Here is a 22,489-nt window from a genome sequence, read left to right on the forward strand (position 1 = left end):
ATCACCTTTTCGCGAAATCCCCGTGCAATCTGACGGACCATCACAAAAGTCCGGCCTTGGCTCTTGAAACCGAAAAGGGTCGGCGCTGGGCCGACCCTTTCTCGATGTTGGCGGGAAGCAGATCCCGTGTTTTCAGTTTGCCGGCGGGGCTGGCGCCGCCGGAGCGGTTGCTCCGGGTGTTGCGGGAGCCGGCGCGCCCGGGCTGGCCGCCGCGGGGCCGGCGGCCTTGTTGAAATAGCGGAAGAATTCCGAATCCGGCGACAGGACCAGCGTTGTGTCCTGCGACGAAAGCGCTGCTGAATAGGCTGCCATCGAGCGATAGAACTCGAAGAAGCCCGGGTCTCTTGAGAATGCATCGGCGAAGACGCGGTTGCGTTCGGCGTCGCCCTGGCCACGCAGGATCTCGGAGTCGCGCTGTGCGCCGGCAGTCAGCTCAACGACCTGGCGGTCGGCAATGGCGCGGCGGCGCTGACCTTCCTCGTTGCCCTGCGCGCGCAGAAGCTCAGCTTCTGCCAGTCGCTCAGCCCGCATGCGGTTATAGGTGCGCTCGGAAACATCCTGTGTCAGGTCGGTCCGGCTGATGCGCACGTCGTCGAGCGTGATTCCGAGCGTCTCCGCATCGGCTTGCAGCTCGTTGCGAACCTCGAGCATCATCGCCACGCGCTCCCGGGAGAGCGCGGCTTCGATGCTGCGCACGCCGTAGACCCTGCGCAAGGCGGAATCGAGACGCGTGCGAAGCCGCGCTTCCGCCGCCTCCCTGTCGCCCGAGACCGTTTCGCGGAAACGGCGCGCGTCGTTGATGCGGTAGATGAGGAAGGCGTTCACCTCATAGAAGGCTCCGCCGGAAACCTGGACACGTATGTTGTCAAGATCGAAGCGCAGTTCCTGCTTCGGCACGTATTGCACCCTGTCGGCATCGGCAAAGGCGAAAGGCAGTTTGAAATAGATGCCTGGGTCAGTCTTGACCGACTGGATTTCACCAAAGCGAACGACGATAGCCTGTTCGCGGGCGGTCACGACGAAGACCGAGGAATAGATCCCGACCAGCATGACCGCCAGAAGGACCAGAATTACGGGAAGTCTGTTCGACATGGGTCTCAGCCTCCCTGCTGCTGTTGTTGCTGCGTCGGCTTGCCGACCTCATTGAGAGGCAGATAGGGCACGGCGCCCGCCTTTTGGTCTATGATCACTTTCTTGGAACCCTTCAGGACCTGTTCCATCGTCTCCAGGAACAGCCGCTCCCGCGTCACGTCAGGAGCCTTGGAATATTCGTCGTAGATCGAAACGAAGCGTTGCGCTTCACCTTCAGCCTCCTTGACGATCCGGTCCTTGTAGGCGGCTGCGGCTTCGCGGATGCGGGCCGCGTCACCGCGGGCCTGGCCGAGCTTCTGGTTGGCGTATTGGTTCGCCTCCTCCACGAGACGCTGCTTGTCCTGATCGGCACGCTGCACTTCCTCGAAGGCATCGGCCACGTCACGCGGCGGTGCGACGTCCTCGATCGTCACGCGGTTGATCGCAATGCCGGCGCCGTAGCGATCCATCGTATCCTGGATGATGTTGCGCACTTCGGTTTCGATCGGCCCGCGATTATCGCGGAAGGCATCCTGCGCCGGGCGCCGGCCGACGATTTCGCGCATGGCGCTTTCGGAAACCTGCTGCAGCGTTTCAGCCGGATTTTCGAGACGGAAAAGATAGGATTTCGGGTCGTTGATTGTGTAGAGCACGGAGAACTGCACGTTGACGATGTTCTGGTCGCCGGAGAGCATCAGTCCAGCCGTCGAATTGCTGTTGTTGCGTCCGCCAATATTCTGTTGCTGCTCGGTCACCTTCACGATCTCGACCGCGTCCATCGGCCAGATGCGGAAATGCAGGCCGGGCATGGAAATTTCCTCTCGCGGCTTGCCGAAGCGCAGTTCGACGCCGCGTTCGTCCGGCTGGACGGTGTAGACGCACTGGATCAGCCAGAAAACGGCGACGATCGCCACGACGATCGCCGCCACCCCACCATTGAAACCGCCGGGAACGATATTGCGCAACTGATCCTGGCCGCGCCGGATGATGTCTTCCAGATCGGGCGGTCCGCCCTTGCCGCCACGCGGGCGGTTCGGCCCCTGGCCCCATGGTCCCTGATTGTTACCGCCGCCGCCCCAAGGGCCGCCGCCGCCATTCTGATTGCTCCAGGGCATCAAAACCTCGTTGTTCGTTAAGTCTTCCCCGCATCCGGGACCGTGGGGGCTGACCGGCCGATGCGTTGGTGACCGTTATAAGTATCGCCGCACCGGCTTTCAACGCAGCGTGAGAAACTTGGTCAATTTAATTGGAAAATAGTTCGTTTTCAGGCGTGACGGCGTTCATAGACGACGTAGCGAGTGGGATAGCTGTCCCTTTCGCCGGCCGGCACCACGATCGTCTCCGCCGCCTGCCAGAGATCGGGATCGATCGCCGGAAACGACGCGTCGCCGTCGAGGTCGGCCTCGACATGGGTGATGCACATTCGGTCGGCAAGATTGATCGCCTGCGCGTAGATCTGGCCGCCGCCGATGATGCAGATCTCGTCGGCGCCGGTTTCGCGCGCCAGCCTTCCAGCCGCGTCCATTGCCTCAGGCAGTGAATGCGCCATACTGACATCGGGATGATCGATCGCCGCTTGCCGCGAGATCACCACGTTCGGCCGTCCCGGCAGCGGCTTGCCGATCGAATCATAGGTCTTGCGGCCCATCACCACAGGCTTGCCCAGCGTCAGCGCCTTGAAGCGCTTGAGATCGCTCGACAGGCGCCACGGCATGTCGCCGTCGCGGCCGATTGTACCGTTGTGGGCAACGGCGGCGATGATGGTCCTGCGAAAGTCGGCCATGAAATGTCCCGGATCAGACGGCGATCGGCGCCTTGATGCTGGCATCGGCCTCGTAGCCGATCAGCTCGAAATCATCGAAGGTGAAGCCGAAGATGTCTTTCACATCGGGGTTGATGCGCATGAAGGGCAGCGGCTTCGGCCGGCGTGTCATCTGCAGCTTCGCCTGGTCGAAATGGTTATGATAGAGATGCGCATCGCCGAGCGTGTGGACGAAATCGCCGGGTTTGAGCCCGGTCACCTGAGCCACCATCATCGTCAGCAGCGCATAGGAAGCGATATTGAAGGGCACGCCGAGAAAGATGTCGGCGGAGCGCTGGTAAAGCTGGCAGGAGAGCCTGCCGTCGGCAACATAGAACTGGAACAGGCAATGACAGGGCGGCAGCGCCATGTTGTCCACTTCGGCCGGATTCCACGCCGAGACGATGTGACGGCGCGAATTCCGATTGTTGACGATGCCTTTGACCAGATTGGCGATCTGGTCAATATGGCCGCCGTCCGGTGCCGGCCAGGAGCGCCATTGGGCGCCATAGACCGGCCCGAGGTCGCCGTTTTCATCGGCCCACTCATCCCAGATCGAGACGCCGTTCTCCCTGAGATAGCGGATATTCGTTTCGCCCTTCAGGAACCACAAAAGCTCGTGGATAATCGAGCGCAGATGCAGCTTCTTCGTGGTCAGCACGGGAAAGCCTTCTTCTAGGTCGAATCGCATCTGATAGCCGAAAACCGAGCGGGTGCCGGTGCCCGTGCGGTCGCCCCGGTCGGAGCCCTTTTCCATCACATGCTTCAGAAGATCAAGATATTGCTGCATGGCGCGCTGATTCCGTTTTCCCCAGTTTAAGCCTTCGCCTTCACGAAACCAATCGCCGGCACGCATTTTCCCGTTCTTTCTGCCGCCGGAGATAAAGCTTTTATGACGTTTGCCCTTTCCTTGGGCAAAGGAAATCACTATATGAAACCTGCCGGCTTCCGGGCCGGCTATGGCAATAAATGAGCGGTGTAATAAACCTATTGGACCCGGGGGCGGTACCCGGCGCCTCCACCAAAAACCGGCGGCATCAAAGGCCGGCTTTTGATGGGGGCGAAACAGGATCGACAAGGGTGTAAAGATCGACTTTTTGCTCGGCATTGTACCGCCGTTATCGGGCTAAAATTGTAGTTGCAAACGACAACTATGCGGAAGCTCGTCTCGCTGCTTAATCGCGGTGTGACACTTCAATCAAAGTCCTAGTGGTTCGCACCTCTAGGCGGGGTCCGAAGGCACCTGGCAACAGAAGCCTTCACCTTCTCCCTGCTGACGAAATCATGTATGCTGATCTCTAGCGTGACTCGGCTCCGGACTTTCCCAAGGCGCCTGAACGTGCCATATACCTTGTGAAAAGACTTCAGAACCGACGAAAGACAGGAAAAGCATGGGGCAGGATCATATCCGCTACGACATTCTGGCGCAGGATGCACTTCGCGGCGTCATCCGCAAGGTTTTGGCGGAGGTGGCAACGACGGGCCGCCTGCCCGGCGACCATCACTTCTTCATCACCTTCCTCACGGGCGCCGCCGGCGTGCGCATCTCGCAGCACCTGAAGTCCAAATATCCCGAGCAGATGACCATCGTCATCCAGCATCAGTTCTGGGATCTCAAGATCACCGAGACGCATTTCGAAATAGGCCTCTCCTTCTCCGACGTTCCTGAAAAACTGGTCATTCCGTTCAATGCGATCCGCGGCTTCTATGATCCCTCCGTCAATTTCGAGCTCGAATTCGACGTGCCGCTCGCTGACGGCGAGGAGCTGCCGTCCGGTGAGATCACCGCCTATCCCGTCGACGCGGCAGGAAAGCCTGACGAAGCCGCCGGCGCAAAACCGGCCGACGGCGAAGAGAAGAAACCGGGCTCCGTCGTCTCGCTCGACTCCTTCCGCAAGAAGCAGTGATTTCAAAGGGAGGCTCAGCCTCCCTTTTTCATAAGGATCAAGTCTCGCGCATGAGCGCCGAAATCATCAATCTGCGTCAGTTCCGCAAGAAGCAGGCCCGCTCCGAAAAGGAGAAGCAGGCCGAGCAGAACCGCATTTCCTTCGGCCGCACCAAGGCCGAAAAGCAGCTTACCCGCAGCCTGAATGAGAAGGCCGACAAGGCTCACCGCCACGGCCGGATCGAGACGGATGACGACGGCGCATGAAGCTTCACGCAAAGCTTGAAGAGCAGGAAACGACTCTGCGATCAGCCACTTGCGCGATTTCTTTGAATCGATCCTCCAAGCCGATTGCGATGTGAACCGGCTGATGATCCGCAAACACTCGGCGACACTGCATGGCCATCGCACCAGCTTTTCGCTGGAAGATGAATTCTGGGCCGAGCTGAAGACGATTGCGGCAAGCCGTTCGATGTCGCTTGCCGCCCTGATTTCCGAGATCGACGACCACCGCCCGCCGGACAGTAACTTGTCCTCGGCGCTGCGGCTCCATGTGCTTTCGTGGGCGAAGGCCGGCTGTGGCCGCCAGCCGTGACGCCGGGAATTCAAATAAAAACCTAAGATCTCAGGGGAGGCAAACCCCAAGCGTCTTCATTGAGCCTGAATGCCAGGCAGCTGGTCGAAATCGAGCTGACCCGGCTGCGTCTGCCCAGAGCGCCGGGCCGCTTCCGCCTCGGCGGCCGCCCTCGCCTGCGCATCGGCCTTGGCTTTTGCCTCCGCTGCACGTGCGGCCTCCGCCTCCGCGGCGGCCTTCTGCGCAGCCGCCTCCTGCGCCAGTCTGCGCAGCCGCTCTTCTTCCGCCTGCCGTTGCCGTTCGATTTCGGCCGCTCTGACGCGCTCGGCGTCGTTGAACCGATAGAGCGCCACTTCGCGGCGCAGCCGCTGCTTTTCGAGCACGATCGCCTGCAGCCGCTCGACGCGCCGCCGCTCGCGCTCGAAGGCGCGCAGCGACAGATAGCTGGTGATATCGGTCACGTCCATCGTCTTGCCGGGTGACGGCAGCATGCCGGAAAAGTTCAGCCTCAGCGCCGGCTCGACACCCGGAAGCGCCTCCGCGCCTGGATTGAGGCCGATGCCGACCGTCGCGCTGATCCGCTTCTCCGGCAAGGCGATCTGTGCGTCAGCGGTAACCCGGGCCAGATCGTTGGCCACGGTCACATTCTGCACCCTGAGCGTTCCGTCGGTGACGTTGAAGGGAATTCCGAGCGGCGGCAGCTTCGCCTCGCCGTTGTTGAGCAACGTCTCGACGATCGGATGCACCTTGCCGGCATTGATCTGTTCCTGCATCGGGTCGGTGGCGGCAAGCAGCGGCGGAAGGATGGCAAGGTTCAGTCCGCGTATGCTCGTGTCGCCGAGTCTCAGCTCCCCCGAACCATTGAGCGAGCTGGCGATCTCGCCAATCGTCTTTCCCGAGGCCTCCATCGACAGCGACAGGCCGAACTTGCCGTTGGCGATCGGTGCGCCATCGCGCAGCCAGATGACGCCCGCAAGATCGGAATCGGCAAGCGCCAGCTTCGTCTGCAGGAAACCGGTGCCGTCGGCATTGGTGAAGAGAAGATTACCGGAGAGCTTGCCGCCATCCCAGTTGCCGGCCATGTCGTTGAGCTGCAACTCGTCGCCCTTATAGGCGACGTTGCTGATGAAATCGGACACTGGCGTTTCCGGCAGGCCAGGCCAGAATTCCTTGGCCGACAGCTTCACCCTGACGTCCAGATCCTTGAAGGTGGGCAAGCCCAGCGGCGCCTTCGACAGCGTGCCGCTGGCGGGATCAACGATCTGGCCGAACACCGCCTCGCCGAGCCAGCCGGCATCTGCCTTGGCGAGCGTCAGCTCGCCGCTCGCCGTCGTCTTCGCAGCCTTGCGGTCGAAGGTCAGCGCACCGGAAAACGCATTGTCGGCCGCATGTCCCTTGAGATCGGACAAAACGATCTTGTCACGATCGACGGCGGCGTTGACCTGCAGGCCGAACGGCAACCCCGTTCCGGTCTGCGGCAGGGCTATGCCGTTCATGATGAGATAGGGGTCGATATCGGCGCTGTCGAGCGAGACGACGATCTGACCGTTCATGAAGCTCTCCGGCCGCACGTCAACCTTGCCCTTCGCGGTAAACGAGGTCCGGTCGGTCGCAAAGGTCAGCGCCGCATCGGCAGGATCGTTGCCAGACGCCTTCACCTTGAGCGTCAGGCGGCCATTCGCGCCGACATCGACCGGCAGCGGGTCGAGTCCGGCCTGGCCGAACAAGATTGACGGCACGGCGTTTTCGAGCGTCGCCTCGAGGCTCGTCGTGCCGTTGCCGGTCAGCGCCAGAAGATCGGACATGCGGTAATCGAGGTTGACCCGGCTGCCGTTCGAGACGCCGGCCAGTGTCACTGTCAGCGCATCACCCTCATCGCCACCGAGCGTCAGCGCGCCGCGCAACGCCGTATTGCCGTACCAGCCGGCATTGCGCACCAGCCGGTCGAGCACGGGGTGGTGTGGAAGATGCTCGCGCAGCATGGTGAAGAAGCCGCCGGGATCGGCCGATTTGAAGGTGATTTCGCCCGCACCCTTGTAGTCGAGCAGCGAGCCTTCGGCGCGGCCGGTCGCCGTCAACTCGGCGCCTGCGAGATTCTTGACCGACAGCCGGTCGACCGCAAGCGCCCCGTCCGCGATCGTGAAGGTGGTCTCGACATTCTCGGCGTCGACCCCGAAGGCGGTGAACCTGTCGGCCTTGAGCTGTGCGGCGATCTTATGGTCGAGGACATTGTCGCCGCTCTCCTGCCCGGTCGCAAGCCCGGCCAGCGCCTGCAGCGCGTCAAGATCGAGCGTATCGCCATTCAGAGCCACCGACAGGGTCGGCGTCTGGCCGGAGATCGCCTGCCGCTCCAGGCGGCCCTTCAGCGTCGCCGATCCGACGGCGATTTCGAGGTTCTCGAAACGCTGCAATTCATGAGTCAGGCTGACATTGGCGGAAAACCCCGCCTGCCGCAATTGACGGATGGCCGGGTCGACCGAGCCGGCCAGCCAGGAGGCTAGGCCCGTTGGCTGGTTAGAGGCCACCACGATCTGGCCGTTGAAAGACGGGTCTCCCTGAAGCAGGAGCTTGCCCTTGCCCTCGACCTGGGTCCGCCCCGGCAGCGTGCCGACGGCGCTATCGATCATCCAGCCCGTACCGGCCGGCTCCAGCTCCAGTTGAACATCGCGTAGCGTCGTGTCGCCGGCGACGATCGCCGGCAGCTTGACGCTTGCCTTCCCCGGCACCTGCGGGATCGGCACCTGCGCAACAATATCGATCAGAGAATTCAACCGCTGGCGCGCCGAAACCGCGGCATCCCGCGTCGTCTTGCCAGCCGCGCCCTGATTGCCGATGCGGTTCACGTCTATCTGCTGCCCGTCGGCGGTCAACAGGAATTCCGGCGCGTTGCCGGTATCGAGCGTCGCCTCCCCGGTTATCACATAGGGATCGTCCGTCGGACCGATCTCCATCCGGTATTCGGGAATGCGGATACGTTCGTTGGTAAGCTCGAAGCGCCCCTTGAGCCTCGGCGGCTGCTCGTTCTTGTTGGCCGACTTGGCGCTGTTGCCGCTTTCGATCGCCGCCGAAAGCTGGCCCTGATAGTTCGGCTTGCGGTCGACCAGCTTCAGTTCGCCGTCGAGATCGATACTGACCGGATGTTTGTCCGGCGACAGCTTCGTGCGCATGCGCAGCACGCCCCTCTCGTCCGGCTGGCTGCTCGAAATCGAGAAATTGCCATGTTCGCCGTCGAGGACCGCATCGCCCTCGACGCGCCAGGGGCCGGCGAGCGATTTGGCCGACATCTCCGCATTCAGGCCGGTGATGCGGCGCGCCCGGCCCGACTGGTCGTCGAGGAAGTCGACTTCGCCACCGCTGACATGCACATTTTCGAGAACGACTGTTTTGGCCGGTATTTCGGCGCGGCTGCCGCGCATCCAGTCGAGTGTGCCGTCCTTGAGCAATCTGAGGCGCACCTTCGGATTGACGACGCGCATATCGAAGATCAGCGCCTCGCCCGACAGGAATGGCGCAAGCTCGGCATCCATGGAAAATTGTTCGACCTTGACGATCGGCGTGCCGTCGGCCTCCTGACCGACACGCACGTCATGCAGCGTGACCGACGGAAACGGCAGCAGACGGGCATCCACCGTGCCATGGACGGTGACTTTCTTGCCAATGATGCGGCTTGCCTGATCCTCGAAGTTCTTGCGGAAATCGGTCCAGTCGATGAACAGCGGCGCAAGCAGCGCCACAAACAGCACTACGACGATCACTCCCCCCAGAAAGACGAGGAACCGGCCTACCAATGCGAGGATTCTCCATTCGGGATTGTGTTGCCGACACTGTTCAGGGTTCTGTTGTCGACACTAGCGCTATTCATGGGATGGGCAAGGCCCAAGTTCATGAGAATATTCCGTTTTCAGCCTTGGTGAAAAATCTTGCCGGGGTTGAAGATACCATCCGGATCGAGCGCCTGCTTCACCTGTCGCATCAGATCCACCGAGCCTCCGAGCTCCTGCTCTAGAAAGGCCATCTTGCCTTGTCCGATCCCGTGCTCGCCGGTGCATGTTCCGTCCATATCGAGTGCCCGGCGGTTGAGCCGCTCAACGAAGCGCTCGGCCCTGGCGATGTCTCCGGCGCTTTTGTCGTCGAACAGCAGCAGCACATGGAAGTTCCCGTCGCCGGCATGGCCGACGATAGGGCCGAGCAGCCCATGTTCCTCGATATCCGCCTGCGTTTCGGAAACGCAGTCGGCAAGCCTCGATATCGGAACACAAACATCGGTCGAAAGTGCGGCAAGCCCCGGCGCCAGCGCCCTCGCGGACCAATAGGCGTCATGACGCGCCTTCCAGAGCTTTGTCCGCTCCTCGGCATTGGCGGTCCAAAAAAACTCGCCCCCGCCGCATTCAGCCGCGATCTCAGCGAAGGCTGCCGATTGCAGCGGCACGGTCTCGTCGGTGCCGTGGAATTCGAGGAAAAGTGTCGGGCTTTCGGCATAAGACAGGCCGGAATAGGCGTTGCACGCCCGCATCTGCACAGCATCGAGCAGCTCGATGCGCGCCACCGGAATGCCCATCTGGATCGTCATGATGACGGCATCGCAAGCTGCCTTGATGCTCGGAAAGGCGCAGACGCCGCCGGCTATCTTCTGCGGGATAGCCTGCAGGCGCAGCGTCACCGAGGTCAATATGCCAAGCGTGCCTTCGGCGCCGACAAAGAGCCGCGTCAGGTCATAGCCGGCCGACGACTTGCGGGCACGCCGCGCCGTGCGGATCTCCTCACCATTGGCGGTGACTACCGTAACGGCAAGGACATTGTCCTTCATCGTGCCGTAGCGCACGGCATTGGTGCCGGAAGCCCGCGTCGACGCCATGCCGCCGATCGAGGCATTGGCTCCGGGATCGATCGGGAAGAACAGGCCGGTATCACGCAGATGGATGTTCAGGGCCTCGCGGGTGATACCGGGTTCGACCGTGCAGTCGAGATCCTCCGGATTGACCTCAAGGACCCGGTTCATGCGGCTGAAATCGATTGAAATACCGCCGCTGACGGCATTGACCTGACCTTCCAGCGAGGAGCCGGTGCCGAAGCCGATCACTGGAGCCTTGTGCGCCGCACAGGCCCTGACCGCCATCTTCACATCGTCGGCGCTTTCGGCAAACAGAACGCCGTCGGGCAGTTGCGGCGGGATATAGGTGGTCGTATGGGCGTGTTGTTCACGGAAGGACTGGCCGGTCTGGAAGCGCTCGCCGAAGCTCTGTTTGAGAATACCGAGGACGGCGGATATCCCCGCCTCATTGCGTGTTCCAGCCCTTGCGTCCTTCAGCGCCATCCCTTTGATCTCCCTGCCATTCCGCGTAGACGAGACCGCGTCCCGGAAACTACAGCGCCGTGCGCCTGCTCAGACGCACAAGGACGCTGTACAACTTTAAAATTGCTGCGTAATTCGTCTCACATCGATTCCGAGTTTAAGGAGATATGCAGCAGGCTGGGTATGGGGCAAGTCAACGCGGCTGTCCAGTTCAGATTGGGAAAAGATTTCACTCCTCTTTTGTTGGAGACCAGGGGCTATGGACAGGCCCCGGCCGCCTCAGACGATCGGTGGATTGAGGAGCGCAAAGCCCTGCTGCCGTCGATAGGGGAAATAAGGATAAGGTGCAGTCACCGCGCTGACCTCGTCGAGTCTTTCAATCTGATTCTTCGACAGGCTCCAGCCGGCCGCGGCAAGGTTCTGCCTGAGCTGATCTTCGTTCCGGGCGCCAATGATGACGCTCGATACTGTCGGCCGGCCGAGCAGCCAGTTTATCGCGATCTGCGGTACTGTCTTGCCGGTCTCCGCTGCGATCGAATCGAGCACCGCGATGATGTCGAACAGCCTCTCATCATCGACAGGTGGGCCGTATTGAGCCGTCTCGTGCAGGCGGCTTGCGGCCGGCAGCGGCTCGCCACGGCGGATCTTGCCGGTAAGCCGCCCCCAGGCGAGCGGGCTCCAGACGAGAGCGCCGACGCCCTGGTCCGCGCCGAGCGGCATCAGTTCCCATTCATAGTCGCGGCCCGCCAACGAATAATAGACCTGATGGGCGATATAACGCGGATAGCCTTGACGCTCGGCCGCGGCCAGCGACTTCATCAACTCCCAGCCGGAAAAGTTCGAGACGCCGACATAACGGATCTTGCCTGCGGCGACGAGGCCGTCGAGCGTCGACAGCACCTCCTCGATCGGCGTCGAGGCATCGAAGGCGTGAAGCTGCAAGAGGTCGATATAGTCGGTGCCAAGCCGGCGCAGCGCATCCTCGGTCGCCCGGATCAGCCGTGCCCGCGAGGTGCCCCAGTCCTGCCGCCCCTCGCCCATCGGCAGCGCGGTCTTGGTCGAGATCAGCACGGCGTCCCGCCGGCCGCGGATCGCCTGGCCGAGCACTTCCTCGGAAGCGCCGACCGAATAGACGTCAGCCGTGTCGAAAAGATTGACGCCGGCTTCGAGGCAGATGTCGACGAGCCGCCGGGCCTCTTCGGCACCGGTATTGCCCCAGGCGCCGAACAGTGGGCCGCTGCCGCCGAACGTACCCGCGCCGAAGCTCAAAACCGGCACCCTGAGCCCGGAGGCCCCGAGTTTTCTGTACTCCATCGATCTGTCTCCTTTGTTTCCTCTGAGATAGACCCAGCCTCTCCATTGATATAGATTGCCTGATAGAACATCATCTGTGACTTGAATTCATCATGAGCCGTCAGGACATCAACCGCTCCGGCGAGATGGAAGTCTTCGTCAGCGTTGTCGAGCGCGGCGGCTTTTCAGCAGCCGCCACCGCGCGGCGCATGACGCCGTCGGCCGTGAGCAAGCTCGTCGCCCGGCTGGAGGCGCGCCTCGGCGCCCGCCTCGTTAACCGCTCGACCCGCAAGCTGCAACTGACGCCTGAGGGCTGCGCCTTCTATGAGCGCAGCATCGCCATTCTTGCCGATATCGCCGAGGCCGAACGCCAGGCTTCCTCAGGCGAACAGGCCTCGGGCCGCATCCGCATCAACACCAGCGGCTCCTTCGGCAATCATGTGCTGGCCCCGCTCGTGCCCGCCTTCCTGGCGCTTCATCCCGTCGTGACGCTCGATATCGCCCACACCGATAAGGTGGTCGATCTGATGGAAGAACGCGCCGATGTTGCGATCCGCACCGGCCCCTTGAAGAACTCCAGCCTGATCGCCCGCAAGCTCGGCGCCACCGGCAAGCTCATCGTCGCTTCACCCGATTATCTCAGGCGGCATGGCGAACCGCGCAGCGTCGCCGATCTCAGCCGTCATTGCCGGATCGGATTTTCCTACGCCCGCGCCGTAGAGGGCTGGCCGCTGCGCGAGGACAGCGAAACCGTGTCGGTGCCGATCACGCCCGGCGTGCAGGTCGCCGACGGCGAAGCCATGCGCCATCTGGCACTTGCCGGCGCAGGCCTTGCACGACTGGCCGCGTTCACGGTGCGCGCCGATATCGAAGCCGGCCGGCTGGTGCCGGTGCTGGAAGCGGCCAATCCCGGCGATATCGAGGAATTCTATGCCGTCTATATGGGCCAGGGCGGGCCGCTGCCGGCGCGCGTGCGCGCGCTGCTCGATTTCCTCGTCGAACATGTGCGTCTCTGATGAGATAACAAGGACTTGATGCGGCGGCTTGAGTCAAGTTCGCATGGCAGATCGGCCGGAAGCCAGATTTCGTAATTGACCGCACTCGAGGCAGCCGCCTATACCGAGGCCGCGCCGACCGGCCCTTCAGCCGGCCTCTCTTCGTCATGCCGGAGCTTCCTCCCATCTTCAGCCCTCAGGACTTGGCACCGGCCGGGAAACATACGGGGATTCATGCCACTCAGCCACGCACGCCGCCTGATGCGGGATGCCGGCCTGCCGAAATGGGCGCTGCTGCTCACGCTTTCCACGGCCTTCACCGTCTTTCTCGAACTCTTCGCCCTGCCCGCCTCGCTGCTGATCGGACCGATGGTTGCCGCCATCGTGCTGGCGCTGACCGTCGGCAAGGGAAAGCTTCGCGTGCCGCTTCAGCCGCTGCAGTTCGGTCAGGTCCTTGTCGGTCTGATGATGGCGCGCACCATCACCCCTGATATTCTCGGCGCCATGGCGAAGGAAGCGCCGCTCTTCCTGCTGTTCGTCTTCTCGGTGATCGCCATCGCCACCGGTCTCGGCTGGCTGTTGACGCGCTGGCAGGTGCTGCCGGGCACAACGGCCGTCTGGGGCTCGTCGCCGGGCGCTGCCTCCGCCATGGTCATCATGTCGGAAGCCTATGGCGCCGATGCCCGCCTCGTCGCCTTCATGCAGTATCTGCGCGTCGTCTTCGTCGCCGTCGGCGCTTCGGCGATTTCGCGCCTCTGGGTGGCGGCCGACGGTGGCGAGCCGCCGCCGCTCGTCCTCTTTCCCGCAGTCGACTGGCCGGCCCTTGCGGCGACGCTCGCCTTTGCCGGCTTTTGCACCTATGCCGTACGCCGCCTGCGCATCCAGGGCGGCATGATCATCGTTCCGCTCTTTCTCGGCGCCTTCCTGCAAGGCATCGGCCTGCTGAAGATCGAGCTGCCGATGTGGCTGCTCGCCACGGCCTATGCGCTCGTCGGCTGGAGCATCGGCCTGCGTTTCACCCGCTCGATCATCAGCCACGTGGCGCGCGCCCTGCCGCGGGTCGCCGCCTGCATCGTGCTGCTGATGGCGCTCTGCGGCTGCATGGCAGCGGCACTGCACGTCTTCGCCGGCATCGATCCGCTGACCGCCTATCTCGCCACCAGCCCCGGCGGAGCCGATTCCGTCGCCATTATCGCCGCATCAAGCGATGTCGACGTGCCCTTCGTGATGGCGATGCAGACCGGCCGTTTCTTGGTCATTCTGCTGATCGGGCCGGCGCTCGCCCGCTTCATCGCGCGCCGTTCCGGCCTTGCGGAAAATCCCGTCTGAGACTGACCCACTGGCCGGGAGTGACGCCGTACGCCTTCTTGAAATGGCGATTGAAATGCGCCTGGTCGGCAAAACCCGTCGCGGCCGCCACATCGGCAAAACCCTCGCCGGCACCCATCAGCGCCCTCGCCTGCTGCAGGCGCCGCATCAGCAAGTAACGGTGCGGGCTGGTGGCAAAGGCCGTGCGGAAATGCCGTGACAGCGTGAAGCGGTCGAGGCCGGTAATCTTCTCCAGTTCGTCCGAGCGCACCGGCCTGAGCGCATGTGCCTCCAGATAATCGCGTGCTGCCCGCACCTGCCGCCAGGCGACCGTGCCCAGTGGCCGGCGGCGCACCTGCGAATGCCGTAACAAGCCACCGGCGACGCGGCTGACGAAATCGTCGACGAAAAGCTCGTCCAGCTCCCGATCGAGTGCGCCGAGCGCTCCCAGAAGCACCTTCGCCAGCGCACTATCGGCAGTCACGGGCTGCTCGACGAAGGGAAGCCCGACCTTCTCCACCTCAAGGCATTCCATCAGCAGCGAAGGCTCCAGGTAGAGCATGCGGTAATGCAGCCCGGCCTCGGTCGCCGCGCCGCCGTCATGCTCCTCGTCGGGATGCAGCACGATCACCTGCCCCGGCAGGCTGAAGCGCCGCTCGCCGCGATATGTGAAAGTCTGAACGCCGTGCAGCGTGACACCAAGCGCATAGGTATCGTGCCGATGCGGCTCGAAGACGTTGCCGGAAAACTGCGCCTCGATACGCTCGATGCCGGGAAAGGCGGGCGCAGTCAGGATGCCGCTGCCGGCGGGCACGGCCAGCATGCCGCTGCCGGCGGGCACGGCCAGCATGCCGCTGCCCACCTGCGGCTCGCACAAACGTTCAAGACCCTCGAAGACCTGCGGCGTTAGATCCTGGCTCAACGCGTTTCGATACCCTGATGAGAGAGACTGGAATGTTTGATACCAAAATTGCGATCGTCCTGCGAAACAATCTTGCTGGCTGGCAGAAGCTGAACGTCACAGCCTTCCTGTCGACAGGCATCGTCGGACAATATCCTGAGATCATCGGCGAGCCCTACAAGGACCGCGCCGGCAATCTCTACAATCCGCTATCGATCCAGCCAATCATCGTGCTTTCCGCCGACGAAGCGACGATATCGACCATCCACCGCCGCGCGCTGGAACGTGAGGTAACCTCCTCCATCTTCATCGAGGAGATGTTTGCCACCGGCCACGACGCCGCCAACCGCGCCGTCTTTGCCGAGTTTGCCCCTGACGACGCCAATGTCGTCGGCATCGCGATCAGAGCCGACAAGAAGATCGTCGACAAGATCACCAAAGGCGCGACGATGCAGCATTGATGCGATCAGCGGAAACGAAAGAGGCCGAGCGCGAGCTCGGCCTCTGTTGTCTGAAAGAGCGCCTGCTCAGCCCTGCGTGATCGGCGCGATCTGGATTTCGACGCGGCGGTTCTGGGCACGTCCAGCTTCGCTCGCGTTGGAGGCGACGGGTTGGGACGGGCCGAAACCGACGGCGGAGACGCGGCGCTGGTCGATACCTTGGCCGCCGAGATAATCGGCAACCGAAAGCGCGCGGCGCTGCGACAGGTCCTGGTTATGCTGCAAGCTGCCGGTCGAATCCGTATGGCCGTTGACGTCAATCAGCGTGCGGTTGAACTTGCGCAGCACGATCGCCACCGAATTCAGCGTCGGATAGAAGCCCGGTTTCACGGCATCCTGGTCGACGTCGAAAGTGATGTTCGAGGGCATGTTGAGGATGATGTTGTCGCCCTGGCGGGTGACGGAGATGCCGGTACCTTCGAGCTGGGCGCGAAGCTCGGCTTCCTGCTGGTCCATGTAGTTGCCGATCGCGCCGCCGGCCAGCGCGCCGATACCGGCGCCGATCAGCGCTGCGTTGCGCTTGCCATGTCCGCCGCCGCCGACGGCCACACCGACGAGAGCGCCACCGAGCGCGCCGAGCGCAGCACCGCCCGCGGTATTGGAAACTTTCTGCTCACCAGTATAGGGATCGGTCGTCGTGCAGGCGCTGAGATAGCTTGCTGCGACAGCCAGAAGTATGAATTTCTTGATCATGGACAGGACGGTCTCCGTTCAAAACTGATGCGAGCAAATGGCAAGGATTACGGCAAGAAAATGAAGATGTTCCCTTGATAGGGGAATTTCAGGCGCCGAAACAGCAGCCATGTTGCAGCAATGCGCTGATATCACCAGTTTTTATCAATAGGTGGGGCGCTAGGCTGCATCTGATATCGCGCGGAACGCCAGTGGCCGGCCCCGCCCTTCGAGGCCCCTGTGAGGCACCTCAGGATGAGGTCGGAGTCGCGGCTTGCCAACGCAAGACGCAGTGAAGAGCACAACAATTAGCCCTCATGGTGCGGAGGCCCAAGGGGCCGCCTCGAACCACGAGAGCGGTTAGCTGGATGATCAACCTTTAGAAATTCTGGAACAGCTGCCTGACCGTATCGTAGGTCGCATTAGCGATGTTCAGCGATTGCAGACCGAGCTGCTGCTGCGTCTGCAGCGCCCTGAGCCTGCTCGACTCCTCCTCCATATCGGCATCGACGAGCCGGCCGATTCCGGCGGTGACGTTGTCGTGCAGCTGCGTGGCGAAGTCGTTCTGCAGCTCAATGCGTTTTTCCAGCGCGCCGAAGGCAGATCCGACCGTCGTCAGCTGCGTCAGCGCGGCATCGACGACGCTGATCATTTCGTCGACCTGCCCTTTCGTCGTGTTTGCCGATAGCGAAATGACGACCTGCCCTGCTGTGGTCCCGTTTTTGCTGGTTATCAGCACGTAGTTCTGCGCGGTCCCGAGCTCGGTGGCGAAATAGGCCGAGGTCAGCACGCCGTATTCGCCCGAACCGGTGGCCCGGTCGTCGATCAAATAGCGCGCATCCTTTGAGGTTGTGGCCCCGACAGGCGTATTGTCGATATGGTAGCTCAGCATGCCCACAGAGACCGTGCCGTCGGCATTGCGAATGAAGGACGCCGGAATCTGGCGCGGCTGCGTGGGCGTCGCATCATTATTGAGGATCACCCAGTTATCGCTGTTGAAGGTCGCCGATTCCGAAATGCTGCGCAGCTGCTCCTGCAACTGTTTGAGTTCTTCGTTGATCTTGTTCTTGTCGACCCCGTTCTCGGTGGCGGCGACAAGCTTGGCCTTGATCTCGGAGACGACGTCGATGACATTCTGCACACCGGTATAGGCCGTGCCCATCGTCGCAGCCGCCATACCGAGCGCGTCCTGGATCGCCGAAACGGCCTTGTTGTCGGTGCGTGCGGTGGTGGCGATCGACCAGTAGACGGCGTTGTCGGCCGCTTTGGCGACACGCATGCCTGTCGTGATGTGGTTCTGCGTGACCGTCATACTGCGATTGATATCACGCAGCACAGAGAGCGCCGCATCAACGGAAACGCGCTGATAAATACTCACGGAACTAGACTCCAAAAACACAACAGAACGCAACTGAACAGGGATGAACCTTCCACGCAGACACTCATGTCCGGGGTCGCTGGGTCTCCAGCGCATTGCCTTCAAGAAACGAAGAAGGCCACGGTTCCTGGCCACGATCATTGCCGCTTATGCTTAAAAAACGGCTAATCTTCAGAGGAAATTTATCTTGTTCCGCAAGACTTCATACACCATAAGAAACGCCGCCGAAGGCAATCCGGCGGCGTGTTCAATGCGGATGGAAGGCTTATTCGGCGGCCTGCAGCTGCTCCTCGCCGGGTGCCGCAAGCGGCCTTGTCGCGACCGACATCTCCTCGTGCAGGCGCGCCTCCTCATGCGCATGCGGCTTGGCGAAGCGGGCAAGCAGGAGATAGGCGACCGGTGTGATGAACAGCGTCACCAACGTGGCGAAACCGAGGCCGCCGACGATCACCCAGCCGAGCGCCACGCGCGCTTCCGCACCCGCGCCATGGGCAAAGACCAGCGGCACGCCGCCGAGAATGGTGGCGATCATCGTCATCATCACCGGGCGAAGGCGCAGCGCGCAGGCCTTTTCGATCGAGGAGCGCACGTCCTCGCCCCTGTCGCGCAGCTGATTGGCGAATTCGACGATCAGGATGCCGTTCTTCGCCATCACGCCGACGAGCAGCACCAGGCCGATCTGGCTGTAGATATTCAGGCTGGAGCCGGTGATGATCAAAGCGAAGACGGCGCAGGCAAGGCCGAGCGGCACGGTCGACATGATGATCACCGAGGAGAGCACGCTTTCGAACTGGGCGGCGAGAACCAGGAAGATGATGACGATGGCAAAGCCGAAGGTCAGCGCCATGCCGCTCGAATTCTCTTCCAGCGTCGCGGCTTCCGCAAGCGGCAGTAGACGCGCGCCGGGCGGCAGCAGGGGTTCCGCAAGTTCCGTCACCTGTCTGACTGCATCGCCGAGCGACATGCCGTTCCTGAGGCCGGCGGTGATCGCGACCGAGGCGAGCTGCTGCTCGCGGTTCAGCTGCGGCGCGACCGAACCTTCCTTCATCGTGGCAATGACGGACATCGGCACGATCTTGCCGTCGCTGGTTTTCAGGAACACGTTTTCGAGATCCGTGGGATCATCGATCGGCCGCGTCGTCGAAGTCAAAAGCACGGGATAGGATTCGCCGTCGACGAAGACGTCGACCACCGAGCGCCCTTCGAGCAGCGACTGGATCGCCGTCGAAAGCCCTGATATGTCGATGCCGAGATCGGACGCGCGCTCGCGGTCGATCGCCACCGATACCTGCGCCTGGCTGGGCTCGTTGGTCAGCCGCGGCGTATCGTATTGGCCGGTGGCATCGAGCGCCTGCACCAGCTTGGCGGCCGCCGCCGTCAGCGCCTCGTGATCGTTACCAACAAGCGCCATTTGCACGCCGCTGCCGGCGCCGCGGATGCGCAGGCTGTTGGAGGAAATGGCGTTGCCGCGCAGCGCCGGCACCTTCGCCGCCGCCTGGTTGATGTCGCCGACGATCTCCGCCTGCGTCCTCTGCCGCTCTCCCCAAGGGGCAAGCGTCAGCACCATGAAGCCGCTGTTCAGCGAGCCGCCCTGACCGGAGATCGAGAAGACATTGCGGATGTCACCGCTGTCGACCAGCGGCTGCAGATATTCCTCGACGAGCTGCATCTTGTCTCGGGTATACTCCAGGCTCGATCCCTGCGGCGTCGTCAGCCGCATCATCACCAGCGACCGGTCCTCTTCCGGGGTCAGTTCACTCTTGACCGTCGAGAAGGCGATGAGTGCCGCGCCGGCAAAAATCATCGAGACCAGGATAACGACGAAGGGCGCATTGAGGCATCCGTGCAGCGCCCATTTATAGCAACGGGCGAGCGCGCCGCCGAAACGGCCGAGGGCGCCGTGATCTTCAATCATCGGCTTCGTCAACATGCGCGAGGCAAGCATCGGGCACAATGTCAGCGCCACGATCGACGACAGTCCGACCGAGAAGGCGAGCACGAAGCCGAATTCGCGGAAGAGACCGCCGACCTGCCCAGGCAGGAAGGAGAGCGGGATGAAGACGGCCGCGAGCGTCGCCGTCGTGGCGATAACGGCGAAGAATACCTCGCGCGTGCCGAGCACGGCGGCCGCACGCGGCCCCATGCCCTCGGCGCGCCGGCGCACGATGTTTTCGAGCACCACGATCGCGTCGTCGACGACGAGGCCGGTGGCGAGCACGATGGCGAGCAGCGTCAGGATGTTGATCGAGAATCCGACCATGTAGATCGCGGCCAGAGTCCCGATCAGCGCCACCGGCATGCTGACGGCCGGGATCAGCGTCGCCCGCCAGTCGCGCAGGAAGAGATAGATGACGGCGGTGACAATGACGGCGGCGAGCACCAGCGCCAGCACCACCTCATGGATTGCGCCCTGGATGAAGACGGCGTCGTCGCTAGTGATAGCGATCGTCGTTCCCTCAGGCAGCGTCTTCGACAGCTGCTCGACGGCAGCCTTGATGCCGGTCGAGATATTCAGCGTATTCGACTGCGCCTGGCGGATGATGCCAAGGCCGATGCCCGCCTTGCCGTTTGAACGCAGCGCCGTATCGCCGTCGCGGGGCCCGAGCGTCACGGTCGCCACGTCGCCCAACCGGACGCGGTCCTGCAGCATAACATTGGAAAAATCCGCCGGCGTCTGCAGGTTGGCGGTAGCGCGCACGACGATATCCTGCGTCGTGCTCTTCAGCGAGCCGGCGGGAACGTCGAGCGCGGCATTGTCCAGCGCCTTCGTCATGTCGCCGATCGTCAGCCCGCGGCTGGCAAGCGCTCCCTGATCGACATCGACGCGGAATACCTTTTCCTGTTCGCCATATTCCTCGACATCGGCGACGCCGTCGACGGAGGCGAGGCGATCGATCACCTCGTTCTCGACCAGTTGCGTCAGGTCGTCCATGTTGAGCTTGGTCGAGGTGACGGCAAGGCGCATGATCGCCGAGGAATCTGAATCCGCCTTGACGATCTGCGGCGCATCCGCCTCGTCGGGCAGGTTCTGGGTGATGCGGCCGATTGCATCGCGCACGTCGTTGGCGGCGACCGCGAGATCGATCGCATCGGAGAATTCGAGCGTTACCCGGCTCTGGCCGAACGAAGAAGTAGACGAGATCGATTTCAGGCCGCTGACGCGGGCGGCGGCGCCTTCGATCACCTTGGTCAGTTCCTGGTCAATCGTCTGCGGCGAAGCGCCGTCGAAGGTGGTGCGTACCGTGACAACGGGACGGTCGACATCCGGCAGCTCTCGCACTTCGACGCCGACATAGGCTGCAAGGCCGGCGACGACCATTAGCGTGTTGAACACCAGCGCCAGGATCGGCCGGCGAACGAAAAGCGCGGTGAAGCTCTGCTTGCCCGACGCTCGGTCCTGAGGCATCTCGGTCACGCTCATTGGGTCGCGACCTCCCCGCTCGCGGCGATATCGGCGGAAACACGGACCGCGCCGCCCTCACGCACGCGCTGCAGGCCCTGCGTCACGATCTTATCGCCGTCCTTGAGATCGGCCTTGACGAGAATGAAGTCGGGATTGCGCTGCACGATTCTCACCCGCACCTTGTGCGACTTGTCGTCCGTCACCTGCCACACGAAAGATCCTTGCGAATCCCACTGCACGGATTGCGGATCGACCGCCGGGTATTTGTCGCCGGGAAATTTCATGCTGACGCTGAAGGACATGCCGGCGCGCAGCTCGTCGGAAGAGTTGTCGATCCGGGCGCGCAGGCGCAGCGTGCGGCTTGCCGCGTCGATACGGTTGTCGATCGCCTCTATCACGCCCGAAAACACCTGCCCAGGCTTTGCCACCGACATCGCCTCCACCGGCTGGCCGACTGCAACCGTATTGGAAAAACGCTCCGGCACCCAAAAGTCGACGAGGATTTCCGATCGGTCGTCCAATGTGACGATCGGCGTTGATGTCGTGACATTATCGCCGATATTGACCGGCACGATGCCGACGATGCCGTCAATCGGCGCCGTGATGTTGCGCCGGGCGAGATTGAGCTCGGCGGCCTGCAGCTGCAGCCGCGCGCCCTGCTCGGCGATCTCGGAATCGAAGACGTCCATGCGCGACACGCTGGATTTGATGTTGTGGTAGAGATTGGACTTCTCGACGGCGGCTTTCACCGCCACATCCGCCTGGCCACGGGCGATCACCTGCTCCTCGCTGTCCAGCTTGGCGAGAACCTGCCCCGCCTTCACCCTGTCGCCCGACTTGATGAGTATTTCGCGGATCGTGCCCGTGGCCTGCGGCGTCACCGCGACCGAGCGGATCGCATCCCCCGTGCCGATGGCGTTCAGCCGGTCGTTGACGACGCCTTGAACGACGGCCTGCGTCGCGACGAGAATGGCGCTGTTGCGCCCGCCGCCGCTGCGGTGGTTCTGTCCCTGTCCCGGCCCTTGGCCCCGTTGCCCCTGCCCCCCGCCGGAAGCACCGGCATCAGCTGTTTCAGGCGCTTTAGGCGCGATCATGGAAACGAGGCTATCCGGAATGCCTGCATCGCGCATCTTGTCGCCGGCGCCGGGCGCAAGGAAAACCCACGCGGCAAAACCGGCAATGATGACGATGAGCGAAAGTACAAACTGCTTCCAAAAGGCCATTCACGTCTCCGGAGGGACTCGAGGTTGGACCAGGGTCGGTCGAAAGAGGCGCTGCGCGATCGGCATCCCGGAGATCTAATCCCCAGGGATCGAGATTCCCGGCTGGTGCGACAATATCGCGCTTTTGCAGCTTAACGGCAAGCATAAGCACCCGGCATTACCGATTTGTAATATCAGCAAAGATTGGAAATA

The 22,489-nt window shown here is 62.5% G+C and carries 18 protein-coding genes and 1 other RNA gene; 7 read left to right on the forward strand and 12 right to left on the reverse strand.

Annotation, left to right across the window (positions count from 1 at the left end; genetic code table 11):
- Nucleotides 1-132: 132 nt before the first annotated feature.
- From hflC to HJC04_RS07405, 4 genes are all read right to left on the reverse strand, one after another.
- Nucleotides 133-1,092, reverse strand: a complete 960-nt coding sequence (gene hflC / locus HJC04_RS07390) for a protease modulator HflC (protein ID WP_221145509.1) — start codon at nt 1,090-1,092, stop codon at nt 133-135.
- Nucleotides 1,093-1,097: 5 nt separating this feature from the next.
- Nucleotides 1,098-2,186, reverse strand: coding sequence for an FtsH protease activity modulator HflK (gene hflK, locus HJC04_RS07395; protein ID WP_210630657.1), 1,089 nt, complete (start codon nt 2,184-2,186; stop codon nt 1,098-1,100).
- 149 nt (nt 2,187-2,335) lie between these two features.
- Nucleotides 2,336-2,854 carry a dihydrofolate reductase gene (locus HJC04_RS07400; protein ID WP_210630655.1) on the reverse strand — a complete coding sequence of 173 codons (519 nt, stop codon included), beginning with the start codon at nt 2,852-2,854 and terminating at the stop codon, nt 2,336-2,338.
- Between the two features lie 13 nt (nt 2,855-2,867).
- Nucleotides 2,868-3,662 (reverse strand): thymidylate synthase, encoded by a 795-nt coding sequence (locus tag HJC04_RS07405; RefSeq protein ID WP_210630654.1) that lies wholly within the window; start codon nt 3,660-3,662, stop codon nt 2,868-2,870.
- Nucleotides 3,663-3,773: 111 nt separating this feature from the next.
- On the opposite strand from HJC04_RS07405, the gene ssrA reads away from it, so the two are divergent.
- From ssrA to HJC04_RS07425, 4 genes are all read left to right on the forward strand, one after another.
- Nucleotides 3,774-4,136, forward strand: a transfer-messenger RNA (tmRNA) gene (gene ssrA / locus HJC04_RS07410).
- A gap of 127 nt (nt 4,137-4,263) precedes the next feature.
- Nucleotides 4,264-4,779, forward strand: a complete 516-nt coding sequence (locus HJC04_RS07415; protein WP_064803733.1) for an SspB family protein — start codon at nt 4,264-4,266, stop codon at nt 4,777-4,779.
- Between the two features lie 50 nt (nt 4,780-4,829).
- Nucleotides 4,830-5,024, forward strand: coding sequence for a DUF4169 family protein (locus tag HJC04_RS07420; protein ID WP_221145511.1), 195 nt, complete (start codon nt 4,830-4,832; stop codon nt 5,022-5,024).
- 103 nt (nt 5,025-5,127) lie between these two features.
- Complete coding sequence (locus tag HJC04_RS07425) at nt 5,128-5,352, forward strand: ribbon-helix-helix domain-containing protein (protein WP_064706123.1); 225 nt, start codon at nt 5,128-5,130, stop codon at nt 5,350-5,352.
- Nucleotides 5,353-5,408: 56 nt separating this feature from the next.
- On the opposite strand, the gene HJC04_RS07430 is transcribed toward HJC04_RS07425, so the two are convergent.
- From HJC04_RS07430 to HJC04_RS07440, 3 genes are all read right to left on the reverse strand, one after another.
- Nucleotides 5,409-9,119, reverse strand: a complete 3,711-nt coding sequence (locus HJC04_RS07430) for an AsmA family protein (RefSeq protein ID WP_221122670.1) — start codon at nt 9,117-9,119, stop codon at nt 5,409-5,411.
- Nucleotides 9,120-9,232: 113 nt separating this feature from the next.
- On the reverse strand, nt 9,233-10,645 hold the full coding sequence (locus HJC04_RS07435) for an FAD-binding oxidoreductase (protein ID WP_221145513.1): 1,413 nt from the start codon (nt 10,643-10,645) through the stop codon (nt 9,233-9,235).
- Between the two features lie 258 nt (nt 10,646-10,903).
- On the reverse strand, nt 10,904-11,938 hold the full coding sequence (locus HJC04_RS07440) for an aldo/keto reductase (protein ID WP_221145515.1): 1,035 nt from the start codon (nt 11,936-11,938) through the stop codon (nt 10,904-10,906).
- 92 nt (nt 11,939-12,030) lie between these two features.
- Between HJC04_RS07440 and HJC04_RS07445 the strand changes: the two genes are divergently transcribed.
- A complete protein-coding gene (locus HJC04_RS07445; protein ID WP_210630650.1) occupies nt 12,031-12,933 on the forward strand; it encodes a LysR family transcriptional regulator in 903 nt (300 codons plus the stop codon).
- Between the two features lie 213 nt (nt 12,934-13,146).
- Entirely contained in the window at nt 13,147-14,241 is a 1,095-nt protein-coding gene (locus HJC04_RS07450) for an AbrB family transcriptional regulator (protein ID WP_210630649.1), read from the forward strand.
- Here HJC04_RS07450 and HJC04_RS07455 read toward each other — a convergent pair.
- Nucleotides 14,201-15,142 carry an AraC family transcriptional regulator gene (locus HJC04_RS07455; RefSeq protein ID WP_221145517.1) on the reverse strand — a complete coding sequence of 314 codons (942 nt, stop codon included), beginning with the start codon at nt 15,140-15,142 and terminating at the stop codon, nt 14,201-14,203. The two genes, HJC04_RS07450 and HJC04_RS07455, sit on opposite strands and share 41 nt — an antisense overlap.
- A 32-nt stretch (nt 15,143-15,174) precedes the next feature.
- Between HJC04_RS07455 and HJC04_RS07460 the strand changes: the two genes are divergently transcribed.
- Nucleotides 15,175-15,582: a DUF2000 family protein gene (locus HJC04_RS07460; protein WP_210630647.1), complete on the forward strand. Its 408-nt coding sequence runs from the start codon at nt 15,175-15,177 to the stop codon at nt 15,580-15,582.
- 66 nt (nt 15,583-15,648) lie between these two features.
- Here HJC04_RS07460 and HJC04_RS07465 read toward each other — a convergent pair whose 3' ends face one another.
- The 4 genes from HJC04_RS07465 to HJC04_RS07480 form a co-directional block, all read right to left on the reverse strand.
- On the reverse strand, nt 15,649-16,314 hold the full coding sequence (locus tag HJC04_RS07465) for an OmpA family protein (protein WP_064694663.1): 666 nt from the start codon (nt 16,312-16,314) through the stop codon (nt 15,649-15,651).
- A gap of 358 nt (nt 16,315-16,672) precedes the next feature.
- A complete protein-coding gene (locus HJC04_RS07470) occupies nt 16,673-17,671 on the reverse strand; it encodes a flagellin (RefSeq protein WP_221145519.1) in 999 nt (332 codons plus the stop codon).
- 265 nt (nt 17,672-17,936) lie between these two features.
- A complete protein-coding gene (locus HJC04_RS07475) occupies nt 17,937-21,092 on the reverse strand; it encodes an efflux RND transporter permease subunit (protein WP_221145521.1) in 3,156 nt (1,051 codons plus the stop codon).
- Nucleotides 21,089-22,297 (reverse strand): efflux RND transporter periplasmic adaptor subunit, encoded by a 1,209-nt coding sequence (locus HJC04_RS07480; protein ID WP_221122667.1) that lies wholly within the window; start codon nt 22,295-22,297, stop codon nt 21,089-21,091. The genes HJC04_RS07475 and HJC04_RS07480 overlap by 4 nt, the downstream gene beginning before the upstream one ends.
- Between the last annotated feature and the right edge of the window lie 192 nt (nt 22,298-22,489).

The organism is Rhizobium sp. NLR8a (assembly GCF_019685235.1).
Taxonomy (GTDB): Bacteria; Pseudomonadota; Alphaproteobacteria; order Rhizobiales; family Rhizobiaceae; genus Rhizobium.